Origin of the sequence: Kangiella sp. (assembly GCF_048265365.1) — a bacterium.
Classification (GTDB): Bacteria; Pseudomonadota; Gammaproteobacteria; order Enterobacterales; family Kangiellaceae; genus Kangiella.
In genome coordinates this window covers 67,705-83,810 of record NZ_JBLXBT010000001.1, presented here as the reverse complement: position 1 = coordinate 83,810, position 16,106 = coordinate 67,705, and the positions used below count along the sequence as shown (strand labels likewise).

Annotated in this window: 19 protein-coding genes; 17 read left to right on the top strand and 2 right to left on the bottom strand. The window is 45.2% G+C overall.

From position 1 onward, the window contains the following. Positions 1-43 precede the first annotated feature (43 nt). From lptE to ACN0VI_RS00365, 16 genes are all read left to right on the top strand, one after another. Positions 44-547, top strand: a complete 504-nt coding sequence (lptE, locus tag ACN0VI_RS00440) for an LPS assembly lipoprotein LptE (protein ID WP_331890779.1) — start codon at positions 44-46, stop codon at positions 545-547. A gap of 15 nt (positions 548-562) precedes the next feature. Further along, positions 563-1,654: a DNA polymerase III subunit delta gene (gene holA / locus ACN0VI_RS00435; protein WP_417445383.1), complete on the top strand. Its 1,092-nt coding sequence runs from the start codon at positions 563-565 to the stop codon at positions 1,652-1,654. Between the two features lie 2 nt (positions 1,655-1,656). Next, a complete protein-coding gene (gene nadD, locus ACN0VI_RS00430) occupies positions 1,657-2,331 on the top strand; it encodes a nicotinate-nucleotide adenylyltransferase (RefSeq protein WP_417445382.1) in 675 nt (224 codons plus the stop codon). Beyond that, complete coding sequence (rsfS, locus tag ACN0VI_RS00425; protein ID WP_331892445.1) at positions 2,331-2,678, top strand: ribosome silencing factor; 348 nt, start codon at positions 2,331-2,333, stop codon at positions 2,676-2,678. The genes nadD and rsfS overlap by 1 nt, the downstream gene beginning before the upstream one ends. Before the next feature lie 18 nt (positions 2,679-2,696). Beyond that, on the top strand, positions 2,697-3,167 hold the full coding sequence (rlmH, locus tag ACN0VI_RS00420) for a 23S rRNA (pseudouridine(1915)-N(3))-methyltransferase RlmH (protein ID WP_417445381.1): 471 nt from the start codon (positions 2,697-2,699) through the stop codon (positions 3,165-3,167). 129 nt (positions 3,168-3,296) lie between these two features. After that, a complete protein-coding gene (gene mrdA, locus ACN0VI_RS00415; RefSeq protein WP_417445380.1) occupies positions 3,297-5,195 on the top strand; it encodes a penicillin-binding protein 2 in 1,899 nt (632 codons plus the stop codon). Continuing rightward, the gene (gene rodA, locus ACN0VI_RS00410) at positions 5,179-6,303 is read left to right on the top strand and encodes a rod shape-determining protein RodA (RefSeq protein WP_331892439.1); all 1,125 of its coding nucleotides are present in this window, start codon (positions 5,179-5,181) and stop codon (positions 6,301-6,303) included. The genes mrdA and rodA overlap by 17 nt, the downstream gene beginning before the upstream one ends. A 17-nt stretch (positions 6,304-6,320) precedes the next feature. Then, entirely contained in the window at positions 6,321-7,355 is a 1,035-nt protein-coding gene (mltB, locus tag ACN0VI_RS00405; RefSeq protein WP_417445379.1) for a lytic murein transglycosylase B, read from the top strand. A 33-nt stretch (positions 7,356-7,388) separates the two neighbouring features. Then, entirely contained in the window at positions 7,389-8,303 is a 915-nt protein-coding gene (locus tag ACN0VI_RS00400) for a septal ring lytic transglycosylase RlpA family protein (protein WP_331892435.1), read from the top strand. 25 nt (positions 8,304-8,328) lie between these two features. Continuing rightward, a complete protein-coding gene (locus ACN0VI_RS00395; RefSeq protein ID WP_331892434.1) occupies positions 8,329-9,498 on the top strand; it encodes a D-alanyl-D-alanine carboxypeptidase family protein in 1,170 nt (389 codons plus the stop codon). A 62-nt stretch (positions 9,499-9,560) separates the two neighbouring features. Beyond that, positions 9,561-10,460: a D-amino acid aminotransferase gene (locus ACN0VI_RS00390; protein ID WP_417445377.1), complete on the top strand. Its 900-nt coding sequence runs from the start codon at positions 9,561-9,563 to the stop codon at positions 10,458-10,460. Then, positions 10,457-10,726, top strand: coding sequence for a DUF493 family protein (locus ACN0VI_RS00385; protein ID WP_331892432.1), 270 nt, complete (start codon positions 10,457-10,459; stop codon positions 10,724-10,726). The genes ACN0VI_RS00390 and ACN0VI_RS00385 overlap by 4 nt, the downstream gene beginning before the upstream one ends. A gap of 15 nt (positions 10,727-10,741) precedes the next feature. After that, positions 10,742-11,416 carry a lipoyl(octanoyl) transferase LipB gene (gene lipB, locus ACN0VI_RS00380; RefSeq protein WP_331892430.1) on the top strand — a complete coding sequence of 225 codons (675 nt, stop codon included), beginning with the start codon at positions 10,742-10,744 and terminating at the stop codon, positions 11,414-11,416. A gap of 111 nt (positions 11,417-11,527) precedes the next feature. Continuing rightward, complete coding sequence (gene lipA, locus ACN0VI_RS00375) at positions 11,528-12,448, top strand: lipoyl synthase (protein WP_331892450.1); 921 nt, start codon at positions 11,528-11,530, stop codon at positions 12,446-12,448. Positions 12,449-12,725: 277 nt separating this feature from the next. Beyond that, positions 12,726-13,208: a peptidylprolyl isomerase gene (locus ACN0VI_RS00370; RefSeq protein ID WP_331892429.1), complete on the top strand. Its 483-nt coding sequence runs from the start codon at positions 12,726-12,728 to the stop codon at positions 13,206-13,208. 132 nt (positions 13,209-13,340) lie between these two features. Beyond that, on the top strand, positions 13,341-14,003 hold the full coding sequence (locus tag ACN0VI_RS00365) for a glutathione S-transferase family protein (protein WP_417445376.1): 663 nt from the start codon (positions 13,341-13,343) through the stop codon (positions 14,001-14,003). A gap of 32 nt (positions 14,004-14,035) precedes the next feature. On the opposite strand, the gene ACN0VI_RS00360 is transcribed toward ACN0VI_RS00365, so the two are convergent. Further along, complete coding sequence (locus ACN0VI_RS00360) at positions 14,036-14,836, bottom strand: M48 family metallopeptidase (RefSeq protein WP_331892427.1); 801 nt, start codon at positions 14,834-14,836, stop codon at positions 14,036-14,038. Positions 14,837-15,013: 177 nt separating this feature from the next. Here ACN0VI_RS00360 and ACN0VI_RS00355 point away from each other — a divergent pair, with 177 nt between their 5' ends. After that, positions 15,014-15,583, top strand: coding sequence for an ACT domain-containing protein (locus ACN0VI_RS00355; RefSeq protein WP_331892425.1), 570 nt, complete (start codon positions 15,014-15,016; stop codon positions 15,581-15,583). Positions 15,584-15,638: 55 nt separating this feature from the next. Here the strand turns inward: ACN0VI_RS00355 and ACN0VI_RS00350 are convergent, their stop codons facing one another. Beyond that, positions 15,639-16,091 (bottom strand): hypothetical protein, encoded by a 453-nt coding sequence (locus ACN0VI_RS00350; protein WP_331892424.1) that lies wholly within the window; start codon positions 16,089-16,091, stop codon positions 15,639-15,641. Positions 16,092-16,106: the final 15 nt, after the last annotated feature.

Sequence of the window (16,106 nt, the reverse complement as noted above, 5' to 3'; positions counted from 1 at the left end):
CTAGTAGAGAAGCGATGCTAAAGGAAACCAAAGGAAGATACTGATGAAACGATTGAGTCTTTTGTTAATGTTAACAATGGTAATCATTGGTTTGAGTGCCTGCGGTTTCCAATTGCGTGGGCAAGGCGCTGACCTATCCAGCACTAAAGTCTGGTTGATCAGTAAAGACATGAATGCCGATTTCGAACGTCGTTTGCAACAGCGTTTAGCCTATCAAGGGGCGCAACTGACTGATGAACCTGAATTGTCTCAGCTGCAGTTAGCGATTGTGAATTATGGTATTGAGCGCCGTACGGTGGCGCGCGATAGTTTAGGTCGTGCCGCTGAGCTTGAAATGATTTTTACACTCGAATATCAAATGCTGACACCTGAAATGGTAACGGAACAGGAGCCAGCAACACAACGCATGACCAGTCGCCGCGAATTTGCTTATGAGCGTAACCTTGAGTCTGGGCAGGAACGTGAACAGCAGCGATTGATTGCCGATATGCACGAAGAAGTGATTGGTCGTTTGTTATTGCAGATCGCAGGTACGGTTAGTCACTAGGAGATCCCATAAAGCGTGAAAATTTATCCCGAACAGCTGGAGAAAAACCTTAACACACTGTATCCGGTTTATCTGGTTGCTGGGGATGAGCCTTTACAGAAGATGGAGGCGGTTGATGCCATTCGCGCTTACTGCAAACAACAGGGTCTGCTCGAACGACAAATTATTGAAGAAGCCGGAACCAGCAGTCCGCTGACTGACCAGGCTGGTACCCTGTCTTTATTCGCCGAGAGCCGCTTGCTTGAATGGCGCTTTGATAAAAGCATCAAAAAAGCGCATGGCGAATTTATTCAATCTTTTATTAACAGTGAGCCGCAGGATGTGTTGCTGATCACTGCGCCGAAACTTTCCTCTGAAAAACGTCTGGCCTGGTATAAAACCGTCGAGCAGAAAGGCTTGGTGGTGGAAGCCTGGCCGGTGCCAGCTGAGCGATTAGGTGGCTGGTTATCGACTCGGGCACGCCAGCTTGGTGTTGCTTTAGAGCCTGATGCACTGGCGACCCTCATTGAGCGCTGCGAAGGTAACCTTTTGGCGGCGCAACAGGATTTGCAGATGCTGTCCTTGTTGTCCGATGGTCAGCCAGTCAGCTCTGACAACATCAAAGAATACGTTGGCGACAATGCGCGCTACTCGGTGTATGAACTATCGGATGCCTGTCTTAGCGGGCAAACCGATCGTGCGTTACGCATGTTGGCGACCTTGCAGGCCGAAGGTGTTTATCCTCTGGTGCCGATCAATCAGCTGTTGCGTGAATGCCAGTTACTGGCGGACTGGGCTGAAAAAATGGCGCAGGGCGAAACCTTGGCTAATATTATGCAAAGTCAGCGAGTCTGGCCGAAAAGACAGAAAATACTGCAAGTGGCCATGAGCAAAGGCAGCGTCAAGAAATGGTATGCGCTGGTGCAACGCCTTACTTATCTTGATAAATCAGCAAAAGGGCAAGCGGATGCGGATGTGTGGCAGGAGCTGGCACATGTGGTTTGTCTGATGACCAATCGCAACCCATTGCGAGGAAGTGGTAAGTCAGCGAAGCCTAAAGTGGCAACTACCAAAGTATCTGCCGAGCAGGGCCTGTCCGACTTGAAAAAGTCGTTAGGAATGAATTAGTTATGAGTACCAGTTGCGGTATGGTGCATATCATTCTAGGCGGTACCTTTGATCCGGTTCATTTAGGCCATCTGCGTATGGCGCAGGAAATGCTCAATCGCTTTCCCGAAGCGCAGGTTTCTTTAATGCCAGCGGCTTATCCTCCGCATCGGCCAACTCCTGGCGCGACTACTGCGCAACGGATTGAGATGCTTAATCTGGTGCTCAAGACTGCGCCTCAGTTAACGCTTGATAGCCGAGAATTGGAACGAAATGACCCTAGTTATAGCGTGGTAACCTTGCGTAATCTACGCTTGGAAATTGGTGATAACCCATTGATTTTTCTGATGGGAACCGATGCATTTGCCAAACTAGACAGTTGGTATCATTGGCAAGAGTTACTCGATTTAAGCAATATTTTAGTGGTGGGACGTCCCAGTAGCGAACTGCCACAACAGGGCCCTGTTGCTGAACTGTATCAGGCGCACAAGGTCAGTAAGCCAGAAGATTTGGCGCATCATTCATGCGGCAGGATTGGTTTTTGCGAAATGCCACAGTTGGACATTTCCTCAACCTACATTCGCGAGCAAATAAAAAACGGATTTTCACCGCGTTTTTTACTGCCTGATGTTATACTAGACTATATTCAACAGCATGGCCTCTATGGCTATCAAGCACATTCACCCAAAGGTAATTAATGGAAGCGGAGCAATTGAAAGATCTGGTTATTGACCAGTTAGAAGGCAGTAAAGCCAAAGATATCAAAGTATTAAATGTAAAAGGTCTTAGTTCAGTGACCGATTACATGATCATAGCGAGCGGTACTTCCAGCCGCCACGTCAAATCGGTAGCCCATAATCTCGTATCAAGTGTTAAAGATGAAGGCGTTCAACCGTTAGGGGTTGAAGGCGATGATGTGGCTGAGTGGGTGCTAGTCGATTTAGGTGATGTTGTGGCGCATATCATGATGCCGCAAACTCGCGATTTTTATCAGTTGGAAAAGTTGTGGGATCCCAACTGGAAAGAAGTCAGCGCACAGCACTAAGCAAGAACTCTTTATAGAATGCAGGTTCGTCTATTAACCGTTGGCCAGAAAATGCCGGCTTGGGTTGAGCTGGGTTTTCAGGAATACGCTAAACGATTTCCCAATGACTTTAAACTTGAGCTGGTCGAAGTACCGGCTGAAAAGCGTGGCAAGAACGCGGACATTGCACGGATTACTGAAAAAGAAGGCCGGTCGCTGTTGGAGCAAATTCAATCCGGCGACTGGGTGATTGCTCTGGATGTTAAAGGAAAATCTTTTTCAACCTCGCAGCTGGCGCAACAAATTGAGCATTGGCAACAGCATTATCCTAATGTGGTGTTGTTAGTCGGTGGGCCCGAAGGTTTATCGGAACAATGTCTGGCGCGCGCAAATCAGAAGTGGTCATTGTCAGCTTTGACTTTTCCGCATCCACTGGTACGGATTCTTGTCGCTGAGTCGCTTTATCGCGCTTGGTCGGTGACTGTGAATCATCCCTATCATAGAGAATGAGTCTCACACGGAATAAGTATCCAAAGTAATAAGTGCAGGAAGTAAGACCGAAACGATTGATTAGGAATGTCGATCAGAGATTAATGAATGGAATATGAAATTATTTCAGCTGGTTTAAGTCCATAAGGTATGTATAAACGACAAGCCATAAAAGACGTCGGTCGCGAAACTTCCATGTTTTTCGTGCGTTGTATTGTGGCTTTGTTTATTGTTTTTATTCTGTTGGTTGTTTTGATCAGCCGTCAGTTCAAATTACAAGTCATCGATTATCAGAAGTATCAAACTCAATCAGAAAATAATCGTATCAGTATTCAGCCAATTGCGCCGGTCCGTGGCTTAATCTATGACCGAAATGGTAAGTTGCTAGCGCAAAACCGCTCGATATTTACCCTCGAAATCACACCAGAGCAAACTAAAGATTTACCGCGATTAGTGAATGAGCTAAGAGCGGTTTTAAGCATTAGTGATGAGCAGGTTTTAAAGTTTCTAGAGCAAATCAAGTTTCGCCCCAAGTTCAACTCTTATGTTTTGAAATCTAATCTAACCGAAGATGAGGTTGCCAAATTTTCTGTGGTGCAGCACATGTACCCCGGTGTTAGTCTTGAAGCGCGTCTGGAACGTTACTATCCATATAAGGACGAAATGGTGCATGTGTTGGGTCGTATGGGCGCGATCAACATAGAAGAGCTCGAGGCTATGGATGAGGAAACGCGCTTGCGTTATGCCGCTACATCCAAAATGGGCAAACTGGGTCTAGAGCGTTATTACGAGAAGATTCTGCATGGCGAAGTTGGCAGTCAACGAGTCGAAACCGATGTGCGTGGCCGTATCATTCGAGTACTGGAACGAACCGATCCAGTAACCGGTATGGATATTCATCTACATTTAGATTTGGATTTACAGCGTAAAGCAACGCAACTGTTGAAAGAAGTTGATGCCAGCGGTGCTATCGTGGCTGTTGAGCCGTCAACTGGCGGTGTGTTAGCGATGGTAAGCCAGCCTGGCTACGATCCCAACCTGTTTACCGGCGGTATTTCCAGTAGTGACTATCAGAAATTACTGACCCCAGATCGGCCTCTCTATAATCGTGCAGTGCAGGGAACTTATGCTCCTGCTTCGACCATTAAGCCACATCTGGCATGGCTTGGACTTAAAGAAGGCGTGATTACGCCACAAACCAAGGTGCGGGATCCGGGCTGGTTTTCGTTGCCCAATAATGATCGTCGCTACCGCGACTGGAAACGCTGGGGACATGCTCCCTATATGGATGTAGCTAGCTCCATTATTGAATCTTGCGACACTTTCTTTTATGACCTTGCGGTACGAATTGGTATAGACCGAATTAATGAAGGCATGATGCAGTTTGGTTTTGGGCAGAAGACTGGCATCGACATGGTAGAAGAGAAGATTGGCATTATGCCTTCTCGTGAGTGGAAGCGAAAAGCACGTAAAGAGCCTTGGTATAACGGCGATACTGTGAATATTGGCATTGGTCAGGGGTATTGGACAGCGACCCCATTGCAGCTGGCGAATGCCACTGCAGTACTTGCCAATGATGGTCTTCGTTATCAGTTACAATTAGTTAAAGAATTTGTCGATGGCGCTATCCATGAGCAGAATGTGCCGGTGATGGCCTATCACCAGATTGATGTTGCCGATGGCAAGTATCTCGATTTGGTTAAGCAAAGTATGCATGATGTGGTCCACGGCGCGAAAGGTACTGCGCGCGGTGCTTTTACCGATACAGCTTATGAAGCAGCAGGCAAGACGGGAACTGCACAGGTTAAAAGTATTGCCGAAGATGAAGAATATGATGCCGAAACATTAGAAAAGAAATTCCATGATAACGCTTTGTTTATAGGTTATGCGCCCTATGAAAGTCCACGAATTGCGCTGGTGGTAGTGATGGAAAATGCGGGTGGTGGTAGTAGCAATGCCGCACCTATAGCGCGTGAGTTGATGGATTATTATTTGTTGGAAGACACTGAACACCAATCAGAGGATGCAAGCGATGTCACTACTCGGTAGTAGCGCAAACAGCCATAAAGAGCGATACAGTTTGTTATGGCGCTGGCACATTGATGCGCCATTATTGCTGGGTATTCTGCTATTGATGGCGTTTAGTCTGCTGGCAGTTTATAGCGCTGGTGGAGAAAGTCTGGCTCTGGTTAAGCGGCAGGCGGTTCGATTTGGTGCAGGCCTGGTTGTGATGTTTGTATTAGCCCAATTTGAACCACGGACATTTCGACAATGGGCGCCAGCTTTATATCTTGTAGGCATTATATTCCTGTTAGGGGTTTTATTCTTTGGTGAGTCAAGCAAGGGCGCGCAGCGCTGGATCGATATTGGTATTCGTTTCCAGCCTTCCGAAATTATGAAGCTGGCTGTTCCGCTAATGCTCGCCTGGTATTTTGCTGATAAAGCTTTACCTCCCAATTTCATGCAAACCGTTGGAAGTCTCGTGTTGGTAATAACGCCAGTAGTGTTAATTATGCTTCAGCCAGACTTAGGTACCTCTTTGTTAATCGCAGCTTCCGGGTTGTTCGTGGTCTTTTTTGCTGGGATTCGTTGGCGTTACATTGTGGGTGCGTTGCTGTTGGCGGCAGTCCTCATCCCTCTGATGTGGTATTTCGTGATGCACGATTACCAGAAAGGACGGGTATTAACCTTCCTCAATCCTGAGCGCGATCCGCTCGGCGCTGGTTACCACATTATTCAGTCACAGATTGCGATTGGTTCAGGTGGAATTTATGGTAAAGGCTGGCTCAATGGAACACAGTCGCAGCTGGAATTTTTGCCCGAACGACACACAGATTTTATCTTTGCGGTAATTGGCGAAGAGTTTGGCCTGGTTGGCATCGTTCTATTATTGGCACTTTATGCTTTCGTTATTGTCCGAGGTGTTTATATCAGCCTGCAGGGGCAGGAAACTTTTAGTCGATTATTAGGTGCGTCACTGATCTTAACTTTCTTTATCTATATTTTTGTAAATATAGGCATGGTCAGTGGTTTGTTACCGGTAGTCGGGCTACCATTGCCCTTAATAAGTTACGGTGGCACCTCCATCGTCACCCTGATGGCAGCTTTCGGCATACTAATGTCGATACAAACCCATCGACGGCTGCACTCAACTTGATTTTAAAGCGAGGCTTTATGAAAAAAAATATAAAAAAGAAAATTGGTACATTAGCGTTGGCTTTTTCCTGTGCCTTCTCAGGTATGGCTGCCTCTACAAACACTGATTTAGGTAAAGCTCCAACTGAGGCAAAAGCATTTGCTTCTTACATGCATAAGAAACACGGATTTACCGAAGACTATGTGCAGATGGTTTTGGATAAAGTGGAAGTCCGCCAAAGTATTTTAGATGCCATCAGTCGTCCTGCAGAAGGCAAGGACTGGTATGAATACCGTCCAATATTCATCGAGCAAAAACGGATCAAGCAAGGCGTTGAGTTTTGGCTTGAGCATGAAGAAATTTTGAAGCGTGCAGAAGAAAAGTATCAAGTGCCGGCAGAAATTATTACGGCTATTATCGGCGTTGAGACTCGCTATGGTCGGGTCATGGGAAGTTTTCCGGTAGTTGATGCAATTGCTACCTTAGCATTCCATTATCCAAAACGTGGTGCGTTTTTCGCTGGTGAGCTGGAAGAGTATTTTGTACTGGCTCGCGAGCAGGGTTGGGATTTAGCAACTCCAAAAGGATCTTATGCGGGTGCAATGGGCATGGGACAATTTATCCCAACCTCATACCGCCATTATGCAGTTGATTTCGACGGTGACGGTAATATTAATTTATTTGAGAATATTGATGATGCGGTTGGCAGTGTGGCGAATTATTTCCACGTGCATGGCTGGCGCATGGGTGAGCCGGTAGCAGAATACTTATCGACGCCTGATGCTAAGTTAGTTGAACAATTCCGCAATGACACTCTTAAGCCAAAGTTCACTATCGGTGAAATGAAGCAAGCGGGCTTAGATTATCAAGGACCTCTTAAAGACAGTGATATTGCGGGCATTTATGCCTTTAAACAAGAAACAAAAGAAGATTATTGGCTAGGCTTCAACAATTTTTATGTGATTACTCGTTATAATCGCAGTCCATTATATGCGATGGCGGTTCACCAACTCAGTCTCGAAATTAAAGATGCGGTGGAACATGCTAAGCAAAAGCTGGTCGAAACTGAATAATCTACATTTATTGAGAAAAGTTGAGAATTTGTCGTGATAACGAAAATGACCACTGAGAATGTCGTAAACCCAGGCAAGTTATTGTTAGCCAGTCTGGGTTTGTTACTGGTGACTGCCTGTACTACAACGCCACCAGCTGAAGAATATGAGTACGAATACGGTAGTCCTGCTGACCGTTTACGCCCTGATTATGCACCTGACGGAAGTGTGGGGCCCTTGAGCGATGGGCCTATCGCTGAGCCAACCCCTAAAGTCGAGGCTAAAAGCGGCTTAGGTAATCCGCCTTATTATGAAGTGGATGGAGTGGTCTATCATGTTAAGGACTCCGGTGATGGCTATAAAGATGTTGGAGTTGCCAGCTGGTATGGTCAAAAATTCCATGGTCGTCGTACTTCGTCAGGCGAAGTTTATGATATGTACCAATTCACCGCGGCACATAAAACGCTTCCTCTGCCCAGTTACGCACGGGTAACCAATTTGGATAATGGCCAGTCAGTGATTGTGAAAATTAATGACCGTGGGCCATTTAAGAAGAACCGTATTATCGATTTATCTTATGCTGCATCGAAAAAACTCGGCTATCAAGCGCAGGGTACGGCGCGCGTTGAAGTTGAGGTATTAGCTTCACCACGTAATGCGGGGCAAGTAAACTCAGCTCAATTGGCACAAGCTGGTGAGTTAGAGTTGCCACCAATGGAAGAGCAGAAAGATAATGCTCAGTTATTTGTGCAGGTTGGTGCTTTTGCTGATCCGTTGAGAGCAGATACGCTAGCAGCACGTTTGCGCGATCATTTTGGTCAACCGATTAGCACCAGTTCGGTCGATGTGAATGGCCAAAAGTTACTTAGGGTTCGTATTGGGCCTTTGCGTGATGCACGAACTGCTGAAAATATTTTACGTCAATTAAACGAGTACAACTTTGGTACTCCAAAAGTTGTTACTGAATAACCTAAATTCTGGGATTGTTACGCCAATGTCTTTTCAAGAAAAAACACTAAAAATATTACTCTCTGTTGGATTGGTTTTAGCCTTTGTCGCTAATACAGCAAGTGCTGCAATTCAACCCGGCAAACCGAATGTTGATGCCCGATCCTATTTATTGATGGATTATGATACCGGTCAAATTATTATGGAGAATAATGCTGATCAAAAGCTGCCTCCTGCCAGTTTGACTAAAATGATGACCAGCTACATTATTGGTGACGAATTACACAAAGGTAACTTAAATCTGGATGATAAGGTATTGGTCAGTGAAAACGCCTGGGCGCAAAACCCGAAGTTAAAGGGCGGCTCTCTGATGTTTATCGAAGTTAATAAATACGTTCGAGTTGAAGACCTTTATCGCGGAATAATCATTCAGTCAGGCAACGATGCCAGTATTGCGATGGCTGAGCATATCGCTGGTACCGAAGAAGCTTTCGCTGATTTGATGAACCAGTACGCGGCAAAGCTGGGTATGAAAGACACTCACTTTAAAAACAGCACCGGCTGGCCAGCAGAAGGGCATGTGACTACGGCTCGTGATTTAGCGATTCTGGCACGTGCTTTAATTCGTGATTTCCCAGAAGATTATAAAATCTACTCTGAGCGTGAATTTACCTACGGCGGTATCAAGCAGGGTAATCGAAATGAATTGCTGGGCGATCCAACGCTTAATGTGGATGGTTTAAAAACCGGCCACACAGAAGAGGCTGGCTACTGTCTGGTATCTTCGGCTAAAAAAGAAGATATGCGTCTAATTTCGGTGGTCATGGGAACAGACAGCGAAGCGCAGAGAGCCGCTGAAAGCCGCAAGTTACTCAATTTTGGTTTCCGTTTCTATACCAATATCAAACCGTTTAAAGCAGGTCAAAGCCTGCGCACAGCAAGAGTCTGGAAAGGGGCTGAAGAGGAAGTTAAGGTTGGCTTGGCTCAAGATGCAGCTTTAACTTTACTAAAAAGTCAAAAAGACCAGATTCAAGCCAACTACACCATCCAGTCGCAGTTGATGGCACCGATTCGTCGTGGTCAGGTGGTAGGAGAGGTGTTCTTTAAAGTAGGTGAGCAGGAAATAAAGCGTATGCCGCTGGTAGCTTTAGAAAATGTAGAAGAGGCCGGTTTGTTCGGTCGTATGTGGGATTCAATGAAGCTTTGGTTTCACTAAGATCATGGTTCCGTAAAGGTTCTGATTTATTAAGACTCAAAAATAGGTAAAGGGAGAAGCATGTGTCCATCGCTTATTTAAACGGACAGTTTTTACCCATCGAAGAAGCAAAAGTCCCGGCACTTGACCGGGGCTTTTTGTTTGGAGATGGAATTTATGAAGTAATACCGGTTTATGCCGGCAAACTGTTTCGCTTTAAGCAGCATATTGCACGGTTGGAGAACAGTTTACGTAGTATTAGCTTGCCGCTGGAGCAGAGCCTGCAGAACTGGGCCGATATGTGCCATCAGCTGGTGGAGCGTAATCAGTTGGATAATGCCACGATCTACTTGCAGATTACCCGTGGTGCATACCTTGAACGTAATCATGATTTCCCGGCCAATCCAACACCGACTATTTTTGCCATGATTACGCCACTGCCGTCAATCCAGCGACAGCCGAGTAGCCAGGATCTGCAGGGCATTTCGGTGATCACTGCCGAAGATATTCGCTGGCAACGCTGTGACATCAAAGCCATTACCTTATTAGCCAACTGTCTGTTAAAACAACAGGCCCTTGAATGTGGAGCGAATGACACCATATTAGTCCGCAATGGTGTCGCTTTTGAGGCAACCTCAAGTAATTTGTTCATGGTGCGCGATGGTGTGATTATTACGCCACCGTTAAGTGAGCACTTACTTCCTGGGGTTACCCGTGATTTCGTACTGTGGTTGGCAGAACAGCACGGAATACTGACTGAAGAGCGCTTGATTCCGGAGCATGAGCTGCTGCAAGCGGATGAAATCTGGCTGACCAGCTCAACAAAAGAAATCCGCCCAGTTACCCGCTTGAATGATGCTATCATTGGCGATGGCACTGCAGGCCCCGTTTGGCGACAAATGTATGACCACTACCAGCAGCTTAAAGTGCAGCTTTATCGTGGTGAAATCGATAGTAATAGTGAAGGTGAAATAGCGTTATGACGCAAAATCATGATCGTGATGAACTCTGGCAATTTCCTTGTGAGATTTGTTTTAAAGTCATGGCTGTAAACCGCGATGGTATTGATATGGAAGTTGCGGAAGTGGTCAATCGCCATGCGCCTAATGATTATTCTCCGGCCAGCAAACTAAGCCGTGATGGGAATTATGTTTCACTGTCATTTATGGTTGTGGTTGAAAACAAAGAGCAAGTAGATGCCATGTATCGCGAAGTCTTCACCGTTGAAGGCGTGAAAATGACTCTATAAGGCATCTAACAGACAATGAGCGACCCATCTACAGTAATTATCCGCGAACTGGGGCATGAAACCTATGTTCCAGTGTGGAAGCGGATGCAAGAGTTTACCGATAATCGAGACGATACAACCACTGATGAAATCTGGCTGGTTGAGCATGACCCTGTATTTACTCAAGGTCAGGCTGGAAAAGCTGAACATTTGCTATTTCCGGGGGAAATTCCGGTGGTGCAGGTTGACCGCGGCGGACAAGTTACTTACCATGGCCCCGGCCAGCAAGTTGCTTATTTTATGATCGATTTGCGACGCAAAAATATGGGACCAAGAGACCTGGTTTCGGGCATCGAAAATGCCATCGTTGACATGTTAGCGATGTATGGCATTGAGGCTTATCCGCGCTCTGATGCGCCGGGAGTCTATAGTGATGACCAGAAAATCTGTTCTTTAGGGTTACGAATTCGAAAAGGCAAGTCGTTCCATGGGCTTGCTTTAAATGTGAATATGGACCTGGAGCCATTCTCACGTATCAATCCATGTGGTTATCAGGGCATGCAAATGACCCAGATAGTCGAGAAGGGTGGTCCGGAGAATCTGGAGCGCATTAAACCCGATCTCATCGATCAATTATGCGATAAATTGGGCTATACTAAGCGCCTGGAAATGACGGGATTACCTGAGCCAATCAGCGAATCTATTGAGTAATAGTGAATGTCAAATTCTGAATCGGTAAAAAACGAGTCAAGTCAATCAGTTAGTGGTGGTGTGACTGGTAAGGTTAGCGGCAAGGCAAAGAAAGTCATTGCCGGCCAAAAAATGCGTGCCGAAGACAAAATGGCGCGAATTCCGGTAAAAATCATGCCAACCGAAGAGATGCCACGCAAGCCGGACTGGATTCGTGTGCGTCTGCCAAACGGTAATCAAATTACCAAAATCAAAGACATGTTGCGTAACAATAAGCTTCATACCGTTTGTGAAGAAGCATCCTGTCCAAATCTGCCCGAATGTTTCGGCCATGGTACAGCAACCTTTATGATCATGGGTGATATCTGTACTCGTCGCTGTCCATTTTGCGATGTGGCGCATGGTCGTCCATTGCCGCTTGACCCAGAAGAGCCACAACACTTGGCAGACTCGGTCAAATCAATGGGCTTAAAATATGTGGTCATCACCTCCGTTGATCGCGATGATCTGCGTGATGGTGGTTCAGCTCATATCTCAGACTGTGTACGCGTCGCTAAAGAGCAGAATCCCGGTCTTAAGGTGGAAGTGCTAGTACCAGACTTCAGAGGTCGTATGGAAGTAGCGCTCGACCTGATGGCTGATGGTCTGCCCGATGTCTTTAACCATAATCTTGAAACTGTGCCGCGCCTTTACAAACAAGCGCGTCCTGGTGCCGATTATCAGTGGTCACTGGATTTATTAAAGAATTTCAAAGAGCGTTACCCAGGAATCCCAACCAAATCAGGTTTAATGATTGGGCTTGGCGAAACCAACGAAGAAATTATCGAAGTGATGAAAGATCTTCGAGCCCACGGTGTTGAAATGTTAACGCTCGGGCAATATCTGCAACCCAGTAAATATCACCATCCTGTGATGCGTTTCATGCCGCCAAAAGAGTTCGATGAGCTCGGTAAAATTGCAGAAGATTTGGGTTTCACCAATGTAGCCAGTGGCCCTATGGTTAGGTCGTCGTATCATGCGGATATGCAGGCGGCAGGCGAGAAAGTAAGTTAAACGGAAATGTCTATTGACTTAATAGCTGCGTTATATGCTTGAAAGCTCTCGGTCGAGTATTAGATATACGCTCCTTCGAACTTTCAATCAAAAGCCTTGCTCTAGAGCAAAAATCCTAACTTTAAGTAGTGGGCATGAAAGTGAAAAGGTTGAGGGATTGATATTTAAACCAAAATCCTCACTTTAGACAGTATGATATTGAAGAAATGTTTTTGAAAGTTTGAAGCCGTTTTATTTTGGTTTCGTAAATGTACCTAGTAGAGTAAGAGAGTTGATTATGCAAATTGAAGAAAACAAAGTCGTATTGATTGAATACACAGTAAAAACAGAAGAAGGTGTATTAGTCGATACATCAGAAGGGAATGAGCCATTAGCTTACTTGCATGGTCATCGCAATATTATTCCTGGTCTTGAAAATGCATTGGCAGGTAAAAAAGTTGATGACGAGTTGTCGGTTAATGTTCAGCCTGACGATGCTTATGGTCAACGTCATGATGATTTGATCAAAGAAGTGCCGGCAGAAGCGTTCCAAGGCGTAGAAAAAGTTGAGCCTGGCATGCAGTTCCATGCAGAATCGCCAAACGGCCCACAGCTTATTACAGTGACTAAAGTAGAAGGTGAGACGGTTACTGTGGATGGTAATCATCCTCTAGCAGGCGTTCCTTTGAATTTTGATGTGAAAGTTATCGAAGTACGCGATGCCAGTGAAGAAGAGTTGTCACATGGTCATGTGCATGGACCAGGTGGTCACGAGCACTAAGCGCATTGAAAGGCCTTCTTATGAAGGCCTTTTTTATATCTGAAACAGATGTGACTTTGTGACGACCTTGTTGTTGCTTTTCTAAAAAGAACGATTTACATTACGACTAGTTACTAAGTCTGAGTGGACATTATGAGTGCTCTAGAACAACCGATATTAGTCAGCCATAAATTGTGCCCGTTCGTGCAGCGATCGGTCATTACATTGCTGCATAAAAAAATTGATTTCACCATTGAATATATTTCTCTGGAGCGAAAGCCTGACTGGTTTGTTGAGATATCGCCATTAGGCAAAGTGCCTTTGTTGCGGATTAAAGATACTGTGTTATTTGAGTCTTCAGTGATTAATGAATATCTCGATGAAACTCACGGCAAGCCAATGCTACCAACGGATCCATTGGAAAAAGCAGAGCACCGCTCCTGGATTGAGTTTAGTAGTAGTATTAACAATATTCAGTTTCAACTAACCCAGGCACGACGAGAAGAAACCTTTACAAAGATCGAAGAAGACTTAAATAAAAAGTTGGCGCACCTTGAAAAGCGTATAGGTGACAAAGGATTCTTTAACGGTAAAGAGTTTAGCTTGGTTGATAGTTCATTTGCTCCTTTTCTGATGCGTTCGAAAATGCTCGCCGATAATACCGGTGTTGATACTGTCAGCGACTATAAGAAGATTCAAAAATGGCGTGAGAATTTATTATCCTTGCCTGAAGTTAAGAAATCCGTGGTTAAGGATTTTGAAGATTTGTATATGGAGTCCATATACGAGCGAGGCGGATATCTGGCGGACCAATAAGGTCCGCTTTTTTGTGTGTGCTGAATATTTGCTTATAAACGACAATTAGGTCGTTTACCAGATGCCTGTGCTTGCTGGTAAATCTTCATGGCTCTATCCATTCTAGCATTTAAGTCTCGAATACGGCTGTCGGTGCCAGGGTGTGTTGATAGGAACTCCGGTGTTGAACTGCCGCCTGCTTTCTGCATATTTTTCCATAGCTCAACACTCTGGCGAGGATCAAAACCTGCTCTTGCCATAAGCTCTAACCCAATCTCATCAGACTCTGACTCGTGCTTACGGTTAAAGGGGAGTATCACCCCGACCTGCGCACCTACTCCGAGTAATCCAAGCAATTGCTGTTTCTCTGAAGTCATATCTCCAGCTGCAACAGCGGCGAGCTGCATTCCGCTTTGGGCGACAAACCCTTGCGAAACTCGTTCATTGCTATGTCTTGCCCAGACATGACCAATCTCATGGCCTAGTACTGCGGCGAGTTGATGTTGGTTTTTAGCTACTGTTAGCATACCGGTGTGAACCCCAATCTTGCCGCCAGGCAATGCAAAAGCATTGGGTGATTCGTCGGCAAACACTTTAACTTCCCATTGTGTGCTGCGCATCGCAGGTGCTATGGCATTTAACTCGGGGATTAAGGCATTGACTACACAATTGACGTAACTGGCATTTCTGGAGCTGGTATCGAGCTTCTGACTCTTCTGCATTGAGGTAAAAGTTGCCGCGCCCATTTCAGCCATTTGAGAGTCGGGAAAGATTGTTAATTGGCTTCTTCCTGTAGGCGATGTGGCGCAACCGAAAAGTGCAAGCGCTAAGCCTGTTGATAATAGTAGTTTCATTTAAAACTCCTTTTAAATTCAGTATGTTACAAGTGTCCCAGTGTTGATACATTGTACAAACATGATCCATTTAACAAAAACAGGATAATTGTATGAATTTTAAACACTCGTGCTTGTCGTAATATAGCAGTTATAGTAGTTTGGGAGTAGCGCTAACGCAATATATGGAGTATTTTGATGAATGCGCATCATAAATTAAAACTGGACAAAAAGTTCATCTTAACGGTGACCGGTTCCGATCATCCTGAAATAGTTACTACTATTACTGAAATCCTCCATCGTTTCAAAGGATCTATGGAAGTTTCGCGCTTTAATAGAGTGAAAGATCACTTCAGTGGCCTATTTGCGGTCTCCATAAACAGCATGTATTTCAAGCCGTTTATGGCTTGTCTTGAAAGCCTAGAGTCAACAAAGCTTAGATTTGAATTTCATAGCACGGACGGCTGTCAGTCTTCCTATCCATTTGATCCTGAAAATGTCACCTTCAGCATTAATATCTGGAGGGTGAAAAATCAGGCAGCGAGCCTCGAGTTATTAAGAATCTTATCGCGCAATCTTTTGCGGGTAGACTCTATTGAAACCAACACGTTACCTAATCGCCAGGGATATACTTTGCATTTTAAAGTTTCTACCGATCATGTGATTGATATGGAGATGGTTGAGCGTGATTTGCAAGCTGTGGCCGAGAGGGAAGGTTTTTATATGAGCATGCTTGATGAAGAAGAAGATATTAAAGAAGCAATTTGATCTGTAAATATTAAAAAAATAGCGCCTTTTGGCGCTATTTTTATGTCTAGACAATTTATTCTTTCGTTTCCTTGCCATCGATAACAAAGCCAATACGTCGCTCAGGCTCGTCTTCGTCAACCTTCTGAACATAGCATAATAGCTCTACATTACTTTGGTGGGTGAGCACCATGCAGGGGTTACCGCCAGCGGTACCTTCAATACGAATGCCGTGGAACGATTCCTGTGCCAGGCGCGACACATGGATTTGTAAACCACCGTTAAGCATCGCTACCACGGTAGGTTCGGCATCTTTTGGCATGCGTTGACGCCACAAGTGAATGGTTTTGGCGATACTCCTGATCAGTTCGCCAGCGGATCGATAGTCGTTAACGTCCTGATGGGTTAATCCCATTTCTTCAACATTGAGACATGGTGGTTTTACATCTGGATGAATATTATGGAATATCTCAACATCACTAGGCTGGCGTTGTTGAATAATGGTTTGATAAGGCTTGCTCATAATCATGGGTATTCATTGAAA